This window comes from Streptomyces sp. NPDC051018, assembly GCF_044456085.1.
Taxonomy (GTDB): domain Bacteria; phylum Actinomycetota; class Actinomycetes; order Streptomycetales; family Streptomycetaceae; genus Streptomyces.
Genome location: NZ_JBITFN010000015.1, coordinates 26,303 through 42,105, shown reverse-complemented (window position 1 = coordinate 42,105; position 15,803 = coordinate 26,303). Strand labels below are relative to the sequence as shown.

The window sequence follows — 15,803 nt, the reverse complement described above, 5'->3', positions numbered from 1 at the left end:
CACAGGGACCTCGCTGGGGAGTCGACAGGGGCCGTGGTCGTCCGGCCGCTCTCCCGGTCTTCCCCTCCGTCTCCCCCTCCACCCACCGTCCGGCGCGTCCGGTGTGGGTCGGCCGACGGGGCCTGCCTGATCGCCCGGGGCCCTACGGCTTGCGGCCGACCCCGCAGTAGGCGTCGACGGCCTCGATACCGCCCTCGCCCTCCGGGCGCCACGCGGTGACCCGGGAGATCCCGGGCTCCACCAGTTCCAGCCCGTCGAAGAACCCGGCGATCTCGTCGATGCCGCGCACGTAGTAGGGGACCGCTCCGCTGGCGTTGTACGCCTCCGAGGCCGCGATCATGCCCTCGCTGGTGGCCGTGCTGTCGCTGATCACCAGATAGCTGCCCGACGGCAGACCGGCCATCAGCCCGGACACCAGCCGCTTCGCCTCCTCGTAGTCGGCGACATGACCGAGCACGTTCAGCAGCATCAGCGCGACCGGGCGGGAGAGGTCCAGGGTGTCCCCGGCCTGCTCCAGGATCGCCCCGGGCTCGTAGAGATTCGCGTCGATGTACGTGGTCTTCCCCTCGGGTGTGCTGGTGAGCAGCGCGCGGGCGTGCGCCAGCACCAGGGGGTCGTTGTCCACGTAGACGATGTGCGCGTCCGGCGCCACGCGCTGGGCGACCTCATGGGTGTTGTCGGCGGTCGGCAGCCCCGTACCCACGTCCAGGAAGTTGCGGATGCCCTGCTCACCGGCCAGATGACGCACGGCACGGCCCAGGAAGAGCCTGCTGGTGCGCGCCACATCCACCAGACCCGGGAATATGTCCTTGATGTGGTCCCCGATCTCCCGGTCGACCTCGTAGTTGTCCTTGCCGCCCACGAAGTAGTTCCAGAAGCGCGCGGAGTGCGGCTTGCCCGTGTCGATCCGGGCGCGGACGTCTTCGGCGGAAGCGAACCGGGGATCAGCGTCGGACATGAAGGCGCCTCCTGAAGCGAGCCAGAGCAGTACTTGATCAATGAACCTTCAACGTAGTCCACGGAACCGGCCAAGGTCACTTCTGAATACAACTAATTTGACCGGTGTTCCCCCGAAGGACTCCTCGGCAGGCTCCGCCATGAGCGGACAGGGTCCTGTCGAGCGGGGGTCGGACACGAGATATCTTGATGTCGAGCAATGTTGCAGACGTGGAGCGGAGCACCCGGTGACTGACTCGACCATCATCTACACGCACACCGACGAGGCCCCGGCCTTGGCGACGTACTCGTTCCTGCCCGTCGTGGAGGCGTACGCCTCGACCGCGGGGGTGTCCGTGGAGAGCCGCGACATCTCCCTGGCGGGGCGGATCATCGCCGGCTTCCCGGAGCGCCTGGAGGAGGGGCAGCGTATCGATGACGCCCTCGCCGAGCTGGGCGAGCTGGCCAGGACGCCCGGTGCGAACATCATCAAGCTGCCGAACATCTCGGCCTCCATCCCGCAGCTGAAGGCCGCCATCGCCGAGCTCCAGCAGCAGGGCTACGCGCTGCCGGACTACCCGGACGACCCCGGGACCGACGAGGAGCGCGACATCCGCGCCCGCTACGACAAGGTCAAGGGCAGCGCCGTCAACCCGGTCCTGCGCGAGGGCAACTCCGACCGCCGTGCCCCCGCGTCGGTCAAGAACTACGCCAAGGCCCACCCGCACCGCATGGGCGCCTGGACCGCCGACTCGAAGACCAACGTCGCGCACATGGACGCGGACGACTTCCGCTCCACCGAGAAGTCCGCGGTCGTCGCCGAGGCCGGATCCCTGCGCATCGAGCTGGCGGGCGACGACGGCACCACCACGGTGCTGCGCGAGTCGGTTCCCGTCCTCGCGGGCGAGGTCGTGGACGCGTCCGTCATGCGCGTCGGGGCGCTGCGCGAGTTCCTCACCGCCCAGGTCGCCCGTGCCAAGGCCGAGGGCGTGCTCTTCTCCGTACACCTCAAGGCCACGATGATGAAGGTCTCCGACCCGATCATCTTCGGCCATGTCGTCCGGGCGTTCTTCCCGAAGACCTTCGCCGAGCACGGCGGGGCGCTCGCCGCCGCCGGGCTGAGCCCCAACGACGGGCTCGGCGGCATCCTCAAGGGCCTGGAGTCCCTGCCCGGGGGTGACGCGATCAAGGCGTCCTTCGAGGCCGAGATCGCCGGGGGCCCGGCCCTGGCGATGGTCGACTCCGACCGCGGCATCACCAATCTGCACGTCCCGAGCGATGTCATCGTCGACGCCTCCATGCCCGCCATGATCCGCACCTCCGGCCATATGTGGGGCCCCGACGGCCAGGAGGCCGACACGCTCGCCGTCCTCCCGGACAGCAGCTACGCCGGTATCTACCAGGTCGTCATCGACGACTGCCGGGCCAACGGCGCGTACGACCCGGCCACGATGGGCTCCGTGCCCAACGTCGGGCTCATGGCGCAGAAGGCCGAGGAGTACGGCAGCCACGACAAGACCTTCGAGATCGCCACCACCGGCACCGTGCGCGTCCTCGACGCCTCCGGCAGCGCCGTGCTGGAGCAGACCGTGTCCGCGGGCGACATCTTCCGTATGTGCCAGACCAAGGACCTGCCGATCCAGGACTGGGTCAAGCTCGCCGTCACCCGCGCCCGCGCGACCGGGAACCCGGCCGTCTTCTGGCTCGACGAGAGCCGCGCCCATGACGCGCGCCTCATCGAGAAGGTCAAGGCGTACCTCCCGGAGCACGACACCGACGGCCTGACCATCGAGGTCATGGCCCCCGTCGACGCCATCCGGTACTCCCTGGAGCGTATCCGCCGCGGTGAGGACACCATCTCCGTCACCGGCAACGTCCTGCGCGACTACCTCACCGACCTGTTCCCGATCCTGGAACTGGGCACGAGCGCCAAGATGCTCTCGGTGGTCCCGCTGATGAACGGCGGCGGACTGTTCGAGACCGGTGCCGGCGGCTCCGCACCCAAGCACGTCCAGCAGCTGGTCAAGGAGAACTACCTGCGCTGGGACAGCCTGGGTGAGTTCCTCGCGCTCGCGGTCAGCTTCGAGCACCTCGCCAGCACCACGGGCAACGCGCGCGCCCAGGTGCTCGCCGACACCCTGGACCGCGCCACCGGCACCTTCCTCAACGAGGACAAGTCGCCGAGCCGCCGGCTGGGCGGCATCGACAACCGCGGCAGCCACTTCTATCTGGCCCTCTACTGGGCCCAGGAGCTGGCCGGACAGACCGAGGACACCCAGCTGGCCGAGGCGTTCGCCGCACTGGCCAAGACGCTGAGCGCGCAGGAGGAGGCCATCGTGGCGGAGCTGATCGCCGTGCAGGGCTCCCCGGTCGACATCGGCGGCTACTACCAGCCGGACCCGGCCAAGGCGGCGGCGGTCATGCGCCCGTCGGCGACCTTCAACCAGGCCATCGCGTCCCTCGGCTGAGACATCGGCGGGGGCTCACCCGGTGTGGTGACCGGGCGCCCTGCGGCACGCGTCCGTACGGATGCCGGCCGGGTCCGCACCGCCCCCACCGCCCCTTCCGGCACCGGCCGGGAGGGGCGGCGCCCGTTCCTGCCGTCAGCGCGTGGTATCGGGGGTGTCACCGCGCATCCGGCCGTCCTTGGTGAGCGGCGGATCGTCCAGCCGCGGCAGATAGCAGCGCCGGAACAGCTCACCGCTGAACTCACGGCGGCTGCGCACACCCGCCTTGTCGAACACCTTCCGCAGATGGTCCTGCACCGTGTACTCCGCGATGTGCAGCGCTGCGGAGACCTCGGCGGTCGATCGGCCGAGCAGGACGTGCTGGGCGACCTCGCGCTCGCGGGGGGTCAGCCCGTACGCGTCGAGGACGATGGCGGTCAGCTCCCGGGGAGTACTGGGTGCGAGCGAGACATAGGTGAGCGTCTCGGCGCCGGGTCCGCCGCTCTGTGCCTCGGCGCCGGGTCCGCCGGTCCGGGCCTCGGCGCCGGGTCCTTCGCTCCGTGCCTTGACGTCGGGTCCGCCGGTCCGTGCCTCGGCGCCCCCGGACCCGCAGCCCGCCGGTCCCTCGTTCCGGCCGCTCTCCCGCCAGGCGCTCAGCGTCACCCACTGCCCGGTGCGGCTGATCGCCCGGGACCGCACCTGTACGCCGGGACCGGCCGTACGGGCCTTGTTCACGAGCGCGGCCAGCGCGTACGGAACCCGGCGTCCCGGCGCCGGATGCGCTTCCTGGACGAGCCCCAGCCAGCGTTCCGCCGTGGCCGTGCACAGCCGCGTCCGCTGATCGTCGTCGATGATCAGCAGACCCGCCGCGTCCGGTACGTCGTCCCGGTCGATGCCCGACAACAGGAGCGAGCGCCGCAGCGCGGTCGCGGCCGGCGCCCTGACCGCGCCGGCCAGGGCGACCTCGGCGGGTGTGAACGGCCGGGAGTCCTCGGCCCGGCACAGGACGAAGAGCCCCCAGGTGCGGGCGCCGTCCCGCAGCAGGACCCGCAGTTCGTCGGCGAGCCCCGCGGGCCTGAGCACATCGCGGTAGTAGACGCTCTCCGCCATCCGGCCGCCCGTCGAACGGCTCAGCAGACTGACGGGATCGGCGCGGCGCGCCAGTGCGCGGAGGTTGTCGACACCGGTCTGGTCGGCGTGCTCGATCTCGAACAGCCGGGGCATCACACTGCGCGGAAAGGAGTGCTCGTGGAGCCCTCCGGTGTCGAGGAGGGTCGCCGGATCGAGCATCACGGCACACCACACGTCGGCCGACACGGCGTTCAGCAGGGTGTCGGCCGCGGCCTGGAGGACATCGAGAGCGCCACCGGGGCCCTGGGTGCGTAACCGGCGCTCCAGCGCGCTCAACAGCGCTTCCCGGGCGGCGGAACCGCCGGCGGACTCACGGGCGGGGGAGCGCTTGGACAAGGAGCGGGGGAGAGGTGCGTGGTTCACGCGAGCAGGCTAGGGCGCCCCCCAGACATCTGGGATGGGAACGGTACAGAAGCACGCTTAGTTTGGTACCCGAGGGGGCGGGAGCGCAGCGGCTGTTGACGGACCGCCTTCACCGGGCCCGTGCGCGTCGGGGGCGCGCGCGGGCCCCACCGCCCCGCCGTGGTTCTCGGTACGGGCTCCTGGCCGCCGGAGCGACCGCCGGGGCCCGTACGCGACCACGGATGCCCGCAGCCGGCCGCGGCCGGGGTCACCGCTTCCGGTGGGGTTCTCGTATCCGGCGGCTCGTCCCCGGGCTCTTCGGGGGATGTCCCTCAGACGCCCGCGGTCGCCCGGACCGCTCCGGAGGCGACGGCTTCGGTCAGGGCCGTGTGGTCGAGGGTGTTCTGATCGGCGTAGGCCAGGGAGAAGTCACCGATGGCACGGTCGAAGGCGTCCGAGCCGCCGAGGTAGGAGGCGATGGCGATACGGTCGCCCGAGCGGGCGTGGGCATGGGCGAGCGCGGTGCCGCACAGCCCCGCATAACGGCGCAGCATGTCCGGTGTCATGCTGTCGACGTCCGCGGCGCCCTTCATGTCCCGCAGCTGCCGCCAGTAGAAGTGGCGGCCGTAGGGTCCGGTGACCCAGCCGAGGAAGATGTCACTGGCGGACTGGAGCAGCTGCTGTCCGGCGACGACACGGTGACCCTGGTGGGTGTAGGCGCCGGCGGGCAGATCGCTCTCCAGTACGGAGTGCACGGCCTCCTTGACCTGGAGGAAGAGTGGATCCTCCGTGTCCCTGCCGGTGAGCAGTACGACGAAGCAGCGTGTTCCGACGCTGCCGACGCCCACGACCTTGCGGGCGACGTCGACGACCTGGAAGCGGTCCAGCAGCCGCCGGCGGTGCTCGGGGAGCGTGGAGCGGTAGTCGGCGAAGATCGCGCGGATCGTCGACTGGTCCATCGCGTCCATGTGTTCGAGCAGGGGCGGGTCGTCGATGATCCTGCGGCTGCCGTCCACGACCTCGGTGAGCTTGCCCAGCGCCTGGAGACTGGTGCGGTGCCGGGCGTGGGCGATCGTGGAGCCGACGCGCTTGCGGTACACGGGTTTGACCAGCGTGGCGGCGTCCTGGGTGTCGATCCGCGTGTACCAGACGTCCAGCTCCCGCTCACCGGACAGATCCCGCATCGTCCGCCGGTACGACTCGGCCGCCTCACAGGCCGCGCGGTGGGCCTGCGCCGGGCTGTGCCCGTGGTCCAGGGCGGCCACGGCCACACTCGCGGCCAGACGTTTGACATCCCACTCGAAGGGGCCGGGCAGGGTCTCGTCGAAGTCGTTGAGATCGAAGAGGAGGGCGCGTTCGGGTGAGGCGTACAGCCCGAAGTTCAGCAGATGGGCGTCCCCGCACAGCTGGACCGTCAGGCCCGTGTGCGGCTGGGCGGCCAGATCGGCGGTCATGACGGCCGCGGCACCGCGTAGAAAGGCGAACCGGGAGGCGGCCATCCGGCCGTTGCGGATGGGCACCAGCTCCGGTACCCGGTCCGCCGCCTGCCGTTCCAGTACGGCCACCGGGTCCTCCCGGTCCGGGGCGGGCGCCCAGGAGCCGTGCGCGGACCGGGGAACGGCCTTCCGCTCGTTCTTGCCGCGGCTCGCCCGCTCGGCCGATGTCGTCATGGGGGCCTCCCGTCGGACAGGTGAGGGTGGCTCCAGTGAACGCCGGGCGGCCGGACCGCGCATCTCGGCCCCGCCTCTCCCGTACGGTGGTCCGGCCCACCGTACGGGGGAGGGCATGACGGGCCCGGCCCGCGTGTACGGGACCTCCCGGCCGCGACGGGAGGGCTGCGTCCGTGCCCCCGGCGAGGTGCCGCCGTGGCGCCCGCCGTCAGGCACCCGGTCCGGGGTGCGACCGTGCGCCCGGTGGCCTGCCTCGGGCCGGCTCGGGTGCCGACAGACGATCGGCGCGTCCGGTGGCCCGTGGCGACGATGCGTCGGCGGTTGGCGGGTCGGCGGTCGGCGGGTCGGCCGGGCCACGCGCGTGTGGCCCGTGCCGTACGGCAACCGTGCAGAGGCGCCTTTGCGCGCCTGTGGCGCAGGGCGCACCGGGTACGACCCGGACGGGCGCCGTACGCTGCCGGTGGCCCGGTGGCCCGGTGGCCCGGTGGCCCGGTGGCCCGGTGGCCCGGTGGCCTCGGCTCCCCCGCGGCCGGCCGCCGTCAGTGGCCGCCGCCCGACGAGACGTCGAGGCGCTTGGTGAAGGTCTTGCCGGCGTCCACCGACTCGTACACCCCGTCCTGGGTCGCCGCGACCAGCCGCCCGGCGTCGACGGCCGTGAGCGCCTGCGGCTGGCCGCCCGGTACGGTGCCGACCTCCTTCCAGCTCTTGCCGCCGTCCGCGCTGAGGTTCAGCCGCCCGGCGGGGTCGATGCCGTAGAGGGCCTCGGGCGCGGTCCAGGAGACATGCGCCATGAGCGGCTCCGCGCCGGGTCCGAAGGTCTTGCCGCCGTCGGTGGAGCGGGCGAGCCCGGACTCGGTGGTGGCGAGGACGGTGTCGGGGTCGCCCGGGCTGACGGCGATGTCCAGCGCCCGCAGCTCGCCGCGCTTCTCCCAGGTCACGCCGTCCTTGCTGACGCGCAGGAGTCCGTTGGTGCTGTCGTAGCCGTAGATCGTGCCGTGCGCCTGGTCGATCGCGTGGAAGTCGACCTCACCGGACAGCGACCTGTCCTGCCAGGTCCTGCCCTTGTCGGTGCTCTCGATGAGACCGAGATTGGCGGGGGCGTCGCGGCCCGGCGCCGGGTGCCCGCTGGCCAGGAACTTCCCGTCCTCGCCGATGGCGAACCCCATGAAGTCGTCCTTGCGGTCGCCGACGAGCTGGGGGCGGCCGTCCTCGTCCGGGGTGTAGACGCCGTTGTGCGTGGCGACGTACAGCTTGCCGTCCGACGGGTGGATGCCGACGCCGTGGATATGGCTGATGGCGGGGCCGGACGGCGTTTTCGGGTCCGCCGCGCCGTCACCGGTGTCTCCGGAGCAGGCGCTCAGGGAGAGGACGAGCGCGGCGGCGGACGCGGACAGGGCGATGAGGCGCTTCTTCATGGGGTCCTGATCATGTCGGTGGGGTCCTGATCATGTCGGTGGGGTGCGGTGACCGGTGGGTGCGGTGACCGGGATGCGGGTGTGAACGGGGTGAGCGGGCCGACGGGGCGGGGCTCCGGGGCCCGAGGCGGGGTGGGGGGAAGCGGTGGCCGCGGACCGGCCGGCAGGGTTCCGGGGAGCCGGGCGGCCGGTCCGCGCGCGGTGCCCGGATCCACGCGATGCGGTGGATCCGGGCCGGGTGATCAGAGCCGCCCGAGGATCGCCGTGAACTCGTCGACCTCGGTCTGCTGGTTCTTGATCACATCGGCGGCGAGCTGCTTCGCCGTCGCGTTCCTGCCCTTCTTTTGCTCGTCCTCCGCCATGGTGATCGCGCCCTTGTGGTGCTCGATCATCATCTGCGCGAACTTCCTGTCGAAGTCCGCGCCCTTGGCGGCCTTCAGCTCCTCCATATCCTTTTCGGACATCATTCCGGACATACCGGAGTCGTCGGACGAGCCGGAGCCGTGGTCCATGCCGGGCATACCGCCCCCGGACTCGGGCTTCCCCCACGCCTTGAGCCAGGACTTCATCTTCTGGATCTCGGGGTCCTGGGCCCCGGCGATCCTGGCCGCGAGTGCCTTGATCTCCGTGCTCCCGGCGCGGCTCTCCGCCAGTTCGGACATCTGAAGGGCCTGCTCGTGGTGGGGGATCATCATCTGCGCGAACATCACGTCCGCGTCGTTGAACGCGCCGGGCGCCGGGTTGTCGCCGGCGGGCGCGCTCGCGGCGGTGGAGCTCTTCCTGCTCCCGTGGTCCATGCCGTCCATGTCGTCGTTGCCGCAGGCGGCGAGTACCAGCCCCGCGGCGGCCGCGGTCGCGGCGAGTGCGGTACGGCGGGCCCACGGGCGGCGCACGGTGATCCCGGCGCGCTTGATGGCTGTCATGTCGATTCCTCGTGCTGTCTGTTGCGCGGATCAGCGCACTGTTCCGCGAAGGGAAGGGTTGGGGGCGAGCGGGCACACGGGCGCACCGGGGCGGCCCGCGGCAGCGTCAGGCCCTATATCCGCAGGATCGACAGTCGGACGAGGTCGGGTCTGGGGGGTGGCGGTTCGGGGCGCAGGGCGACCACGGCGCCCGCGCGGAACAGCGCAAGCCACTCCGTACGGCGGCTGAGCGCGGCGCGAATGAGTCCGGCCAGCAGCCAGGTGCCGAGCACGGCGACACAGAGGGACACCATGTTCATGGACATGCCCGATGCCGGGGAGCCCGCGGTGTCGTGTCCGGCCGCCTGGTGTCCGGCCGCCGTCCGGTTGCCCGGGGAAGGTTCGGACACCGGGGAGGCGGCCATGGCCCCGGCCGTACGCGTACCGTCGTCGCCGTGGCGGTCGGCCTCCGCCCGTACGGCGGTGACGGGCGTGTGTGCCCCTGTCACGGCCGCCGTACCGGAGGGGCTGCCCGGATGGGCCGTCCCGGATCCGCTGTCGGGGTGACCCACCGTATGCATCGCGAAGACGCCTAGCGCGAGCACGACGAACAGCAGGTGCCACCAGGCACCGGCCGCTCGGATCCTCTTGCTCGCACTCACAACGCTGACCTCCGGGACCGACGATACCGAAGGACTCCGCCCGCTGGGCTCCCCTCCCCATATCTACTAAGCTCCTTGGCGTTGAGGGTAGAGGAGGATCCGGTGGGTATACGAGCATGGGGACTGCGGCAGTGGTTGACGGCTACGGTCGTCACCGTCGTCGCGGCCATCGCGATCGGGGTGCCGACGGGAGTCGTGCCCTCCTCCCTCTACTCCCGAATGACACCCGTGCTCTGGTGGAACTACCCGGTGTGGGCGCTCAGCTCCGTCCTGACGGGCCTGCTCGCCGCCACCTATGCGGGCGTCCCCCGGACACGCGCCACGGGCGGGCCGCGCGGCGCCCGCGCGCTGGCCGCCGGGATCCTCTCGGTCTTCGCCGTGGGCTGCCCCGTCTGCAACAAGCTCGTCGTCCTCGCGCTCGGTATGAGCGGCGCGATGTCGTACTGGGCCCCGGCCCAGCCCGTCATGGCGCTGGCCTCCCTCGCGCTTCTCGCCCATGCCCTCGTACGCCGTCTGCGCACGGCCGGCGCCTGCCCGGTGCCCGGCCCCGTCGCTCCGGCGGAGGCCGCTCCGGCGGAGGCTGCCCCGGCGGGGACGGAAGGCGAAACGGGGACGGCCGGAGCGCGGGACGGTTCCCCGGCGGGACGGCGGGCGCCGCACGGAGTGGACGCGTCCTCCACCGGAGCGGGGCCGACGACTACGATGAGCAGCCACTGAAGCCGGGGTCGTCGAGGCCGACGGCGAAGGGAGCGGACGTGCGACAGCTGGGTGATCTGGAGGCGGAGATCATGGACCGCCTCTGGAGCTGGGGGCGTCCCGCCACGGCGCGTGAGGTCCGCGACGACCTCAACAAGAAGCGCCCCATCGCGTACAGCACGGTCAAGACGGTCGCCGACATCCTCTACAACAAGGGCATGCTCACCCGGGAGAAGGACGGCCGGGCCTGGCTCTACCGTGCCACCTGCACACGGCAGCAGTACACGGCCGCCCGGATGCAGGACGCCCTGGAGGACAACCCCGACCCGGCCGGAGTGCTGCTGAGCTTCGTGGAGCAGATCTCCGCCGACGAGGTCCAGGCGCTGCGTTCGGCGCTGCGTGCCGCCAGGCGCCGGAGCGGTTCGTGATCCCGGCCCTCACGCTGGCCGTGTACGCCCTGATGGCCGGCGTGGCCGTTCCGTACGCCCTCGCGCGCTCCCGGTGGGCTCATCGCGCCCCCACCGTCGCGGTCCTGGCCTGGCAGGGTCTGACACTGACCTTCGTCGTCGCCGCGGCGCTCGCCGTCTACCACGTCGTCCTCGTGGAGCAGCATGTGCACGACGGCCTCGTGGGCCTGCTCAGTGCCTGCGGGCTGGCCGCGGACGCGCCTCCCGGGGGCTCCCCCGCGACGCTGAGCGACGTGGGTCTGCTGCTGGCGCCCGCCACCATCGTGCTGTTCCCGCTCGGCTGGCTCGCGCGGACCGCGTGGCAGGCCCGGGGCGAACGGCGCCGGCACGCGGCCCTGCTCACCGTGATCGGCACGGAGGCGTCGGAGTACGGCGCGACGGTCGTGGACCACGATGTGCCGGCCGTGTACTGCCTGCCGGGCCGGGCTCGGCGGATGGTCGTGACACGCGGCGCGCTGGAGCTGCTGACCGACGAACAGCTGTGGGCCGTCCTCGAACACGAGAAGGCCCACATCCGGGGCCGCCACCACCTCCTGCGGGCCGCCACGACGGCGTTCGCGCGCGCCTTCCCCGGTCTGCCGCTCGCCGCGCTCGCCAAGGAGCAGACAGCGCTGCTCCTGGAGATGATCGCCGACGACCGCGCCCTGCGGTTCCACTCCCGCGAGGCCCTCGCGACCGCCCTCTGCGAGGTCGCCGCCGGACGCGCGCCGCGGGCCGGCCTGGGGGCCGGCGGTCCCGGGGCCCTCATCAGGCTGCGGCGCATCCTGACTCCCGAGGACCGGCCGCACCGGGTGACCTGGCTGGGTGTCGTCGTCGCCTCGGTCGCGGCGCCCTTCCTGCCGCTGCTGGTGGCCTGCGGCCCGGTCTGACCGGGGAGCCCGTACCCGCGCGACCGCACCGGGTTCGTACCCCGCGCACCGCGCCGGGCCCGTACGCAGGCCGCACTCGGACGCCTCTGCCACGGGGCCGGACCTCGGAGTCCGGCCTGGCCCGTACCCGCTCGGCACCCGCACCTGTGCGCGCCGCACCCCCACGCCGTCCTCGCGCGGCCCGCCTCCGCACGCGCGGCTTCCCGGCACGCCCCTGGGGGCAAGAACGTGCCGGGGAGTCCGGGGGAGCCCTCCCGCTTCCTTGTGACCGGGCGCGGGGGGCGTACGGCCCGGGAGGGCTCCCATGGCGAGTTGCCGCACTGATCTTACCGCTAAGCTGCTTAGTGGTATAGCAGTAATAGATCCGGGGAGCCCGCCGTCAGATGAACTCCATCAGGGAAGCCGGGCCGTCCGCCCGGCCGGTCGCCGTGTCAGCGCCGGGCGAGATACGCGCGCAGCGCGCGGTGCAGCGTACGGTTCACGGCACCGTCCAGCGCGAGGTCCCACTCGCCCAGCGATTCCGCCACCTCGCCGCCGGTGCCCAGCTTCCAGCGCATCAGCCCGAAGGCCCGGTCGGAGGGATCCAGGGTGTCGGGCACCCCGCGCATGTCGTACACCCGGGCGCCCTGCGCCAGGGCGTCCCGCATCATGCGCCATTGCAGGGCGTGGCTCGGCCGTACCTCACGGCGGTGGTCGGCGGACGCTCCGGTCTGGTACCAGACCCGGTCCCCCGCCGTGATCATGGTGTGCGCGGCCAGGATCTCCTCCGCGTACCGTGCCACATAGAGCCGCATGCGTCCCGGCTCCTCCTCGTTGAGCACCCGGTACTGGCGCTGGAAGTACTCCAGCCCCCGGCCCAGCGTGAAACCGTCCCGAACTTCCGTGAGCTTCAGCAGCGCGTGGAAGTCCGGGAGCAGCCCGGCGTCCGCGACCTCCGCCGACACGCCCGCCCTGCCCGCCTTCTTGATGTTGCGGCGCCACTCCTGGTTGAACCCGGACCACACGTCGTCGAGGCTCCGGCCCCCGAGCGGTACCTCGAAGACATGGCGCGGCTGGGCGTCGGAGTCGCACCGCCGCCAGCCCGTCCCGCGCAGCCGCTCGGCGATCGTGGCCCCCAGGGGATCCACCCGGTCGGGCACCGCGTCACCGATCCGGCGGCCCGGTCCGACCACCGCCTTCAGCGTCCTCGCACCCCAGCGGCGCAGGCTCAGCGGCGGCCCCATCCGTACCGCGAACGCCCCGGCGAGCCGCAGATGGCGCAGCAAGGGCGCCAGCCAGGAGTCGAGTTCGGGCGACGCCCAGTCGATCACCGGCCCTTCGGGGATGTACGCAAACGAACGCGGCGACCCCGGAAACCGCCGGTACAGCACCAGCGCGGCACCGATCTGGTGCCCGGCGGCGCCGAACCAGCCCAGGCGCTCCGCCTCCCATCCCTGTTTCACCCCGGCCCACGAGCCGTGCTGGAGAAAACTCACCGTGCCGGGGCCGCCCGAGCGGGAGCGTTCCGCGAGGAAGGCGGCGTGCGGTCCGGGCGACATCGGTACGACGTCGAGCGTTCGCCGGGGGTTCGGGGTCTGTGTCGTCACGGTCACGTGTACGACCTCCTGGAGGCGAAGAATGACCCTCCGTGCGGAGGGGGCGGGTTCTGTCCGCTCATGGGGGACACGTCCCGGAGGGCGGCCCGGTGACAGGGGACTTCACCGGGGCACGGGCGAGGCCCGAGCGCGGCGGAACGCCGGGGCAGGGCGACGGCGAACGGGCGGGGGAGCGGACGCACCGGCCCGGCGGGGCCGCCCGGTCCGAGCCGGCCGCGATGCCCGGGGAGACCGCCCGGCCGGAGCCGGCCGCCGGGGCTGAGGGGACCGTCCGGCGCCCGCAGCGGACCGGGCGGACCCAGGAGGAGAGCCCCGCGGAAGACGTCCCGGCGGCTCGGCCGCAGAAGCGTTCCGGGGGAGCCCGGATGGTCCTCGGCTCGCTCGTCTCGCGCCTCACCGGCTTCGTGCGCGGCGCGGTCGTGGTCGCCGCGCTCGGCACGGGGCTGATCGGCGACGCCTTCACCGTCGCCAACACCGTGCCCAATATCGTCTACATCCTGCTGATCGGCGGAGCCCTCAACTCCGTCTTCGTACCGGAGCTGGTGAAGGCCGCCCGCGAGCACGCCGACGGCGGGGTCGCCTACACCGACAGACTGCTCACCGCATGCGCCCTCGCGCTGTTCGCGATCACGGCCGCCGCCGTCCTGGCGGCACCCTGGATCGTCACCGCGTACACCGACTACACCGGCTCCCAGCGCGAACTCGCCCTCGCGCTCAGCCGGTTCTGTCTGCCGCAGATCCTCTTCTACGGAGTGTTCACCCTGCTGGGCCAGGTACTGAATGCCCGCGACCGCTTCGGGGCCATGATGTGGACCCCCGTCCTCAACAACGTGGTCGTCATCGCCGTGTTCGGCCTCTATCTGGCCGTCGCCGCCGACGCACGCGACGCCTCGCAGGTAGGCGAGGGGCACATGCTGCTGCTGGGACTCGGGAGCACCGCCGGGATCGCCGTGCAGGCACTGGCGCTGGTCCCGTCGCTGCGTGCGTCCGGTTTCCGCTGGCGGCCCCGTTTCGACTGGCGGGGATCGGGCCTCACCCGTCCGATGCGCGCCGCCGGCTGGACGCTCGCGCTCGTCCTCGTCAACCAGATCGCGTACTGGGTCGTGACCAGGCTCGCCACCTCCGCCGGGCTCAGGGCGAGCGCCGGGGGAATCACGGCGGGCGTCGGCTACACCGCCTACACCCATGCCTATCAGCTCTGGGTGGTGCCGCAGGGAGTGATCACCGTGTCGCTGGTCACCGCGCTCCTCCCGGCGATGAGCCGCTCCGCCGTCGCCGGTGACACCCGCGGCATCGCCGCCGATCTGACCCGCGCACTGCGCGTCTCCGCGGTCGCCGTCGTGCCTGCCGCCGTCGTCTTCGTGGTGCTCGCACCCCAAGTCGTCGGTGTCGCCTATCAGTACGCCCGGGTCGACGAGGCCGACGCGCGGGCGATCGCGCTGGTCCTGGCGGCCTTCGCCCCCGGACTGCCCGCCTTCGCAGCCCAGTACGCGCTGGCCAGAGGCTTCTACGCGCTCTCCGACACCCGCACCCCGTTTCTGCTGACCCTGGTCATCGCGGGTCTCAACGCCGTCGGCACGGCCGCCGCGTACCGGTTTCTGCCCGCGCGCCTCGCCGTGGCCGGGATGGCGGGCGCGTATGCCGTCGCCTGTCTGGCCGGGGTGCTGTGCACGGCATGGGCACTGCACCGGCGGCTGCGCGCGCTGGACCTCCGGCGCCGGGGCAGGGGGCTGCGCGGCAGACGGGTGCTGATCACCCATGCGGCCCTGGTCGTGGCCAGTCTCCCGGGCGCGGTCATCGGGTACGCGGCGGCCGTAGGGGCCGGCCGGACGCTCGGGCCGGGTCCTCTGGGGGATCTGGCCGGGCTCGTGGCCGGAAGCCTCGCGGTCGCCGCGTCGGTACTGGTGCTGTCCGGGCCGCTGCGGATCACCGAAGTCGGTGTCCTGGCGGGACGGTTGTCCGGGAGATCCGGCCGGTCGCCGGGACGTACGGGCCGCTCCGGCCGTGGGCCCGGCTCCCGTGGACGGCACCGGCACACGGCGGGCGGGTGAGGCGGATGACCCGGCCGAGCGGCCTGGGCGCGGAACGGACGGTGGGCGCGGAACGGGCCGTGAGCGCGCCCCTGACCGAACGGGCCGCGGACGGCCGGAGAACCGTACGCGCGGAGTTCGACGCCTGCTATGCGGCCCGCGCGGGACAGCTGATCGCGTCCGTGTACGCGATGACCGGTGAGGTGGCCGAGGCCGAGGACGCCGTACAGGAGGCCTTCGCCCGCGCATGGCAGCGCTGGGACCGGCTGACCGCCGGCGGTCAGGACCCGACGCCGTGGATCCGAACGGTCGCCATGCGACTCGCCGTCAGCTCCTGGCGCAAATCCCGCAACCGCGTCCGCGCCCATGTCCGGCACGGGCCGCCCCCGGACCTGCCCGGTCTCGGCCCCGATCATGTGGTGCTGGTCGACGCGCTGCGCAGACTCCGTCCCGACCAGCGGCGCGCCGTCGTCCTCCACTATCTGCTGGATCTGCCGATCGCCGCCGTGGCCGAGGAGACGGGCGCGACTCCAGGGGCGGTCAAGACCCGGCTGCGGCGGGCCAGGACCGCGCTCGGCGCGCATCTGCGCGACCGGGGGGAGACGGGCACCCGTGTCTGAACGGCTCGTTGGGGGGCGTTC

The 15,803-nt window shown here is 72.4% G+C and carries 13 protein-coding genes; 6 read left to right on the top strand and 7 right to left on the bottom strand.

Annotation, left to right across the window (positions count from 1 at the left end):
- Positions 1-142: 142 nt before the first annotated feature.
- Entirely contained in the window at positions 143-958 is an 816-nt protein-coding gene (locus ACIBCM_RS24220; protein WP_399246492.1) for an SAM-dependent methyltransferase, read from the bottom strand.
- Between the two features lie 226 nt (positions 959-1,184).
- Between ACIBCM_RS24220 and ACIBCM_RS24215 the strand changes: the two genes are divergently transcribed.
- Entirely contained in the window at positions 1,185-3,404 is a 2,220-nt protein-coding gene (locus tag ACIBCM_RS24215; protein WP_399246490.1) for an NADP-dependent isocitrate dehydrogenase, read from the top strand.
- Between the two features lie 135 nt (positions 3,405-3,539).
- Here ACIBCM_RS24215 and ACIBCM_RS24210 read toward each other — a convergent pair whose 3' ends face one another.
- From ACIBCM_RS24210 to ACIBCM_RS24190, 5 genes are all read right to left on the bottom strand, one after another.
- Positions 3,540-4,877, bottom strand: coding sequence for a LuxR C-terminal-related transcriptional regulator (locus ACIBCM_RS24210; RefSeq protein ID WP_399246488.1), 1,338 nt, complete (start codon positions 4,875-4,877; stop codon positions 3,540-3,542).
- Positions 4,878-5,188: 311 nt separating this feature from the next.
- Positions 5,189-6,526 (bottom strand): DUF2252 domain-containing protein, encoded by a 1,338-nt coding sequence (locus ACIBCM_RS24205; protein ID WP_399246486.1) that lies wholly within the window; start codon positions 6,524-6,526, stop codon positions 5,189-5,191.
- Positions 6,527-7,065: 539 nt separating this feature from the next.
- Entirely contained in the window at positions 7,066-7,941 is an 876-nt protein-coding gene (locus ACIBCM_RS24200; RefSeq protein ID WP_399246484.1) for a F510_1955 family glycosylhydrolase, read from the bottom strand.
- A 242-nt stretch (positions 7,942-8,183) separates the two neighbouring features.
- Complete coding sequence (locus ACIBCM_RS24195; RefSeq protein ID WP_399246482.1) at positions 8,184-8,864, bottom strand: DUF305 domain-containing protein; 681 nt, start codon at positions 8,862-8,864, stop codon at positions 8,184-8,186.
- A 113-nt stretch (positions 8,865-8,977) separates the two neighbouring features.
- The gene (locus tag ACIBCM_RS24190) at positions 8,978-9,505 is read right to left on the bottom strand and encodes a hypothetical protein (protein ID WP_399246480.1); all 528 of its coding nucleotides are present in this window, start codon (positions 9,503-9,505) and stop codon (positions 8,978-8,980) included.
- Between the two features lie 102 nt (positions 9,506-9,607).
- On the opposite strand from ACIBCM_RS24190, the gene ACIBCM_RS24185 reads away from it, so the two are divergent.
- The 3 genes from ACIBCM_RS24185 to ACIBCM_RS24175 are packed head-to-tail and all read left to right on the top strand — an operon-like array spanning position 9,608 to position 11,537.
- Positions 9,608-10,222, top strand: a complete 615-nt coding sequence (locus ACIBCM_RS24185) for a hypothetical protein (protein ID WP_399246478.1) — start codon at positions 9,608-9,610, stop codon at positions 10,220-10,222.
- Positions 10,223-10,260: 38 nt separating this feature from the next.
- Complete coding sequence (locus ACIBCM_RS24180; RefSeq protein WP_399246476.1) at positions 10,261-10,629, top strand: BlaI/MecI/CopY family transcriptional regulator; 369 nt, start codon at positions 10,261-10,263, stop codon at positions 10,627-10,629.
- Positions 10,626-11,537 carry a M56 family metallopeptidase gene (locus ACIBCM_RS24175; protein ID WP_399246474.1) on the top strand — a complete coding sequence of 304 codons (912 nt, stop codon included), beginning with the start codon at positions 10,626-10,628 and terminating at the stop codon, positions 11,535-11,537. Before ACIBCM_RS24180 ends, ACIBCM_RS24175 begins: the two co-directional genes overlap by 4 nt.
- 431 nt (positions 11,538-11,968) lie before the next feature.
- On the opposite strand, the gene ACIBCM_RS24170 is transcribed toward ACIBCM_RS24175, so the two are convergent.
- The gene (locus ACIBCM_RS24170; RefSeq protein ID WP_399246737.1) at positions 11,969-13,075 is read right to left on the bottom strand and encodes a lipid II:glycine glycyltransferase FemX; all 1,107 of its coding nucleotides are present in this window, start codon (positions 13,073-13,075) and stop codon (positions 11,969-11,971) included.
- Between the two features lie 422 nt (positions 13,076-13,497).
- On the opposite strand from ACIBCM_RS24170, the gene murJ reads away from it, so the two are divergent.
- Positions 13,498-15,183 carry a murein biosynthesis integral membrane protein MurJ gene (murJ, locus tag ACIBCM_RS24165; protein WP_399246472.1) on the top strand — a complete coding sequence of 562 codons (1,686 nt, stop codon included), beginning with the start codon at positions 13,498-13,500 and terminating at the stop codon, positions 15,181-15,183.
- 5 nt (positions 15,184-15,188) lie between these two features.
- A complete protein-coding gene (locus ACIBCM_RS24160; protein ID WP_399246470.1) occupies positions 15,189-15,782 on the top strand; it encodes a SigE family RNA polymerase sigma factor in 594 nt (197 codons plus the stop codon).
- The last annotated feature ends 21 nt before the right edge of the window (positions 15,783-15,803 follow it).

Coding starts and splice junctions, on each gene's coding strand:
- ACIBCM_RS24205 (WP_399246486.1), bottom strand. CDS start 6,526: ATGACGACATCGGCCGAGCGGGCGAGCCGCGGCAAGAACGAGCGGAAG.
- ACIBCM_RS24160 (WP_399246470.1), top strand. CDS start 15,189: ATGACCCGGCCGAGCGGCCTGGGCGCGGAACGGACGGTGGGCGCGGAA.
- ACIBCM_RS24220 (WP_399246492.1), bottom strand. CDS start 958: ATGTCCGACGCTGATCCCCGGTTCGCTTCCGCCGAAGACGTCCGCGCC.
- ACIBCM_RS24200 (WP_399246484.1), bottom strand. CDS start 7,941: ATGAAGAAGCGCCTCATCGCCCTGTCCGCGTCCGCCGCCGCGCTCGTC.
- murJ (WP_399246472.1), top strand. CDS start 13,498: ATGGTCCTCGGCTCGCTCGTCTCGCGCCTCACCGGCTTCGTGCGCGGC.
- ACIBCM_RS24195 (WP_399246482.1), bottom strand. CDS start 8,864: ATGACAGCCATCAAGCGCGCCGGGATCACCGTGCGCCGCCCGTGGGCC.
- ACIBCM_RS24170 (WP_399246737.1), bottom strand. CDS start 13,075: ATGTCGCCCGGACCGCACGCCGCCTTCCTCGCGGAACGCTCCCGCTCG.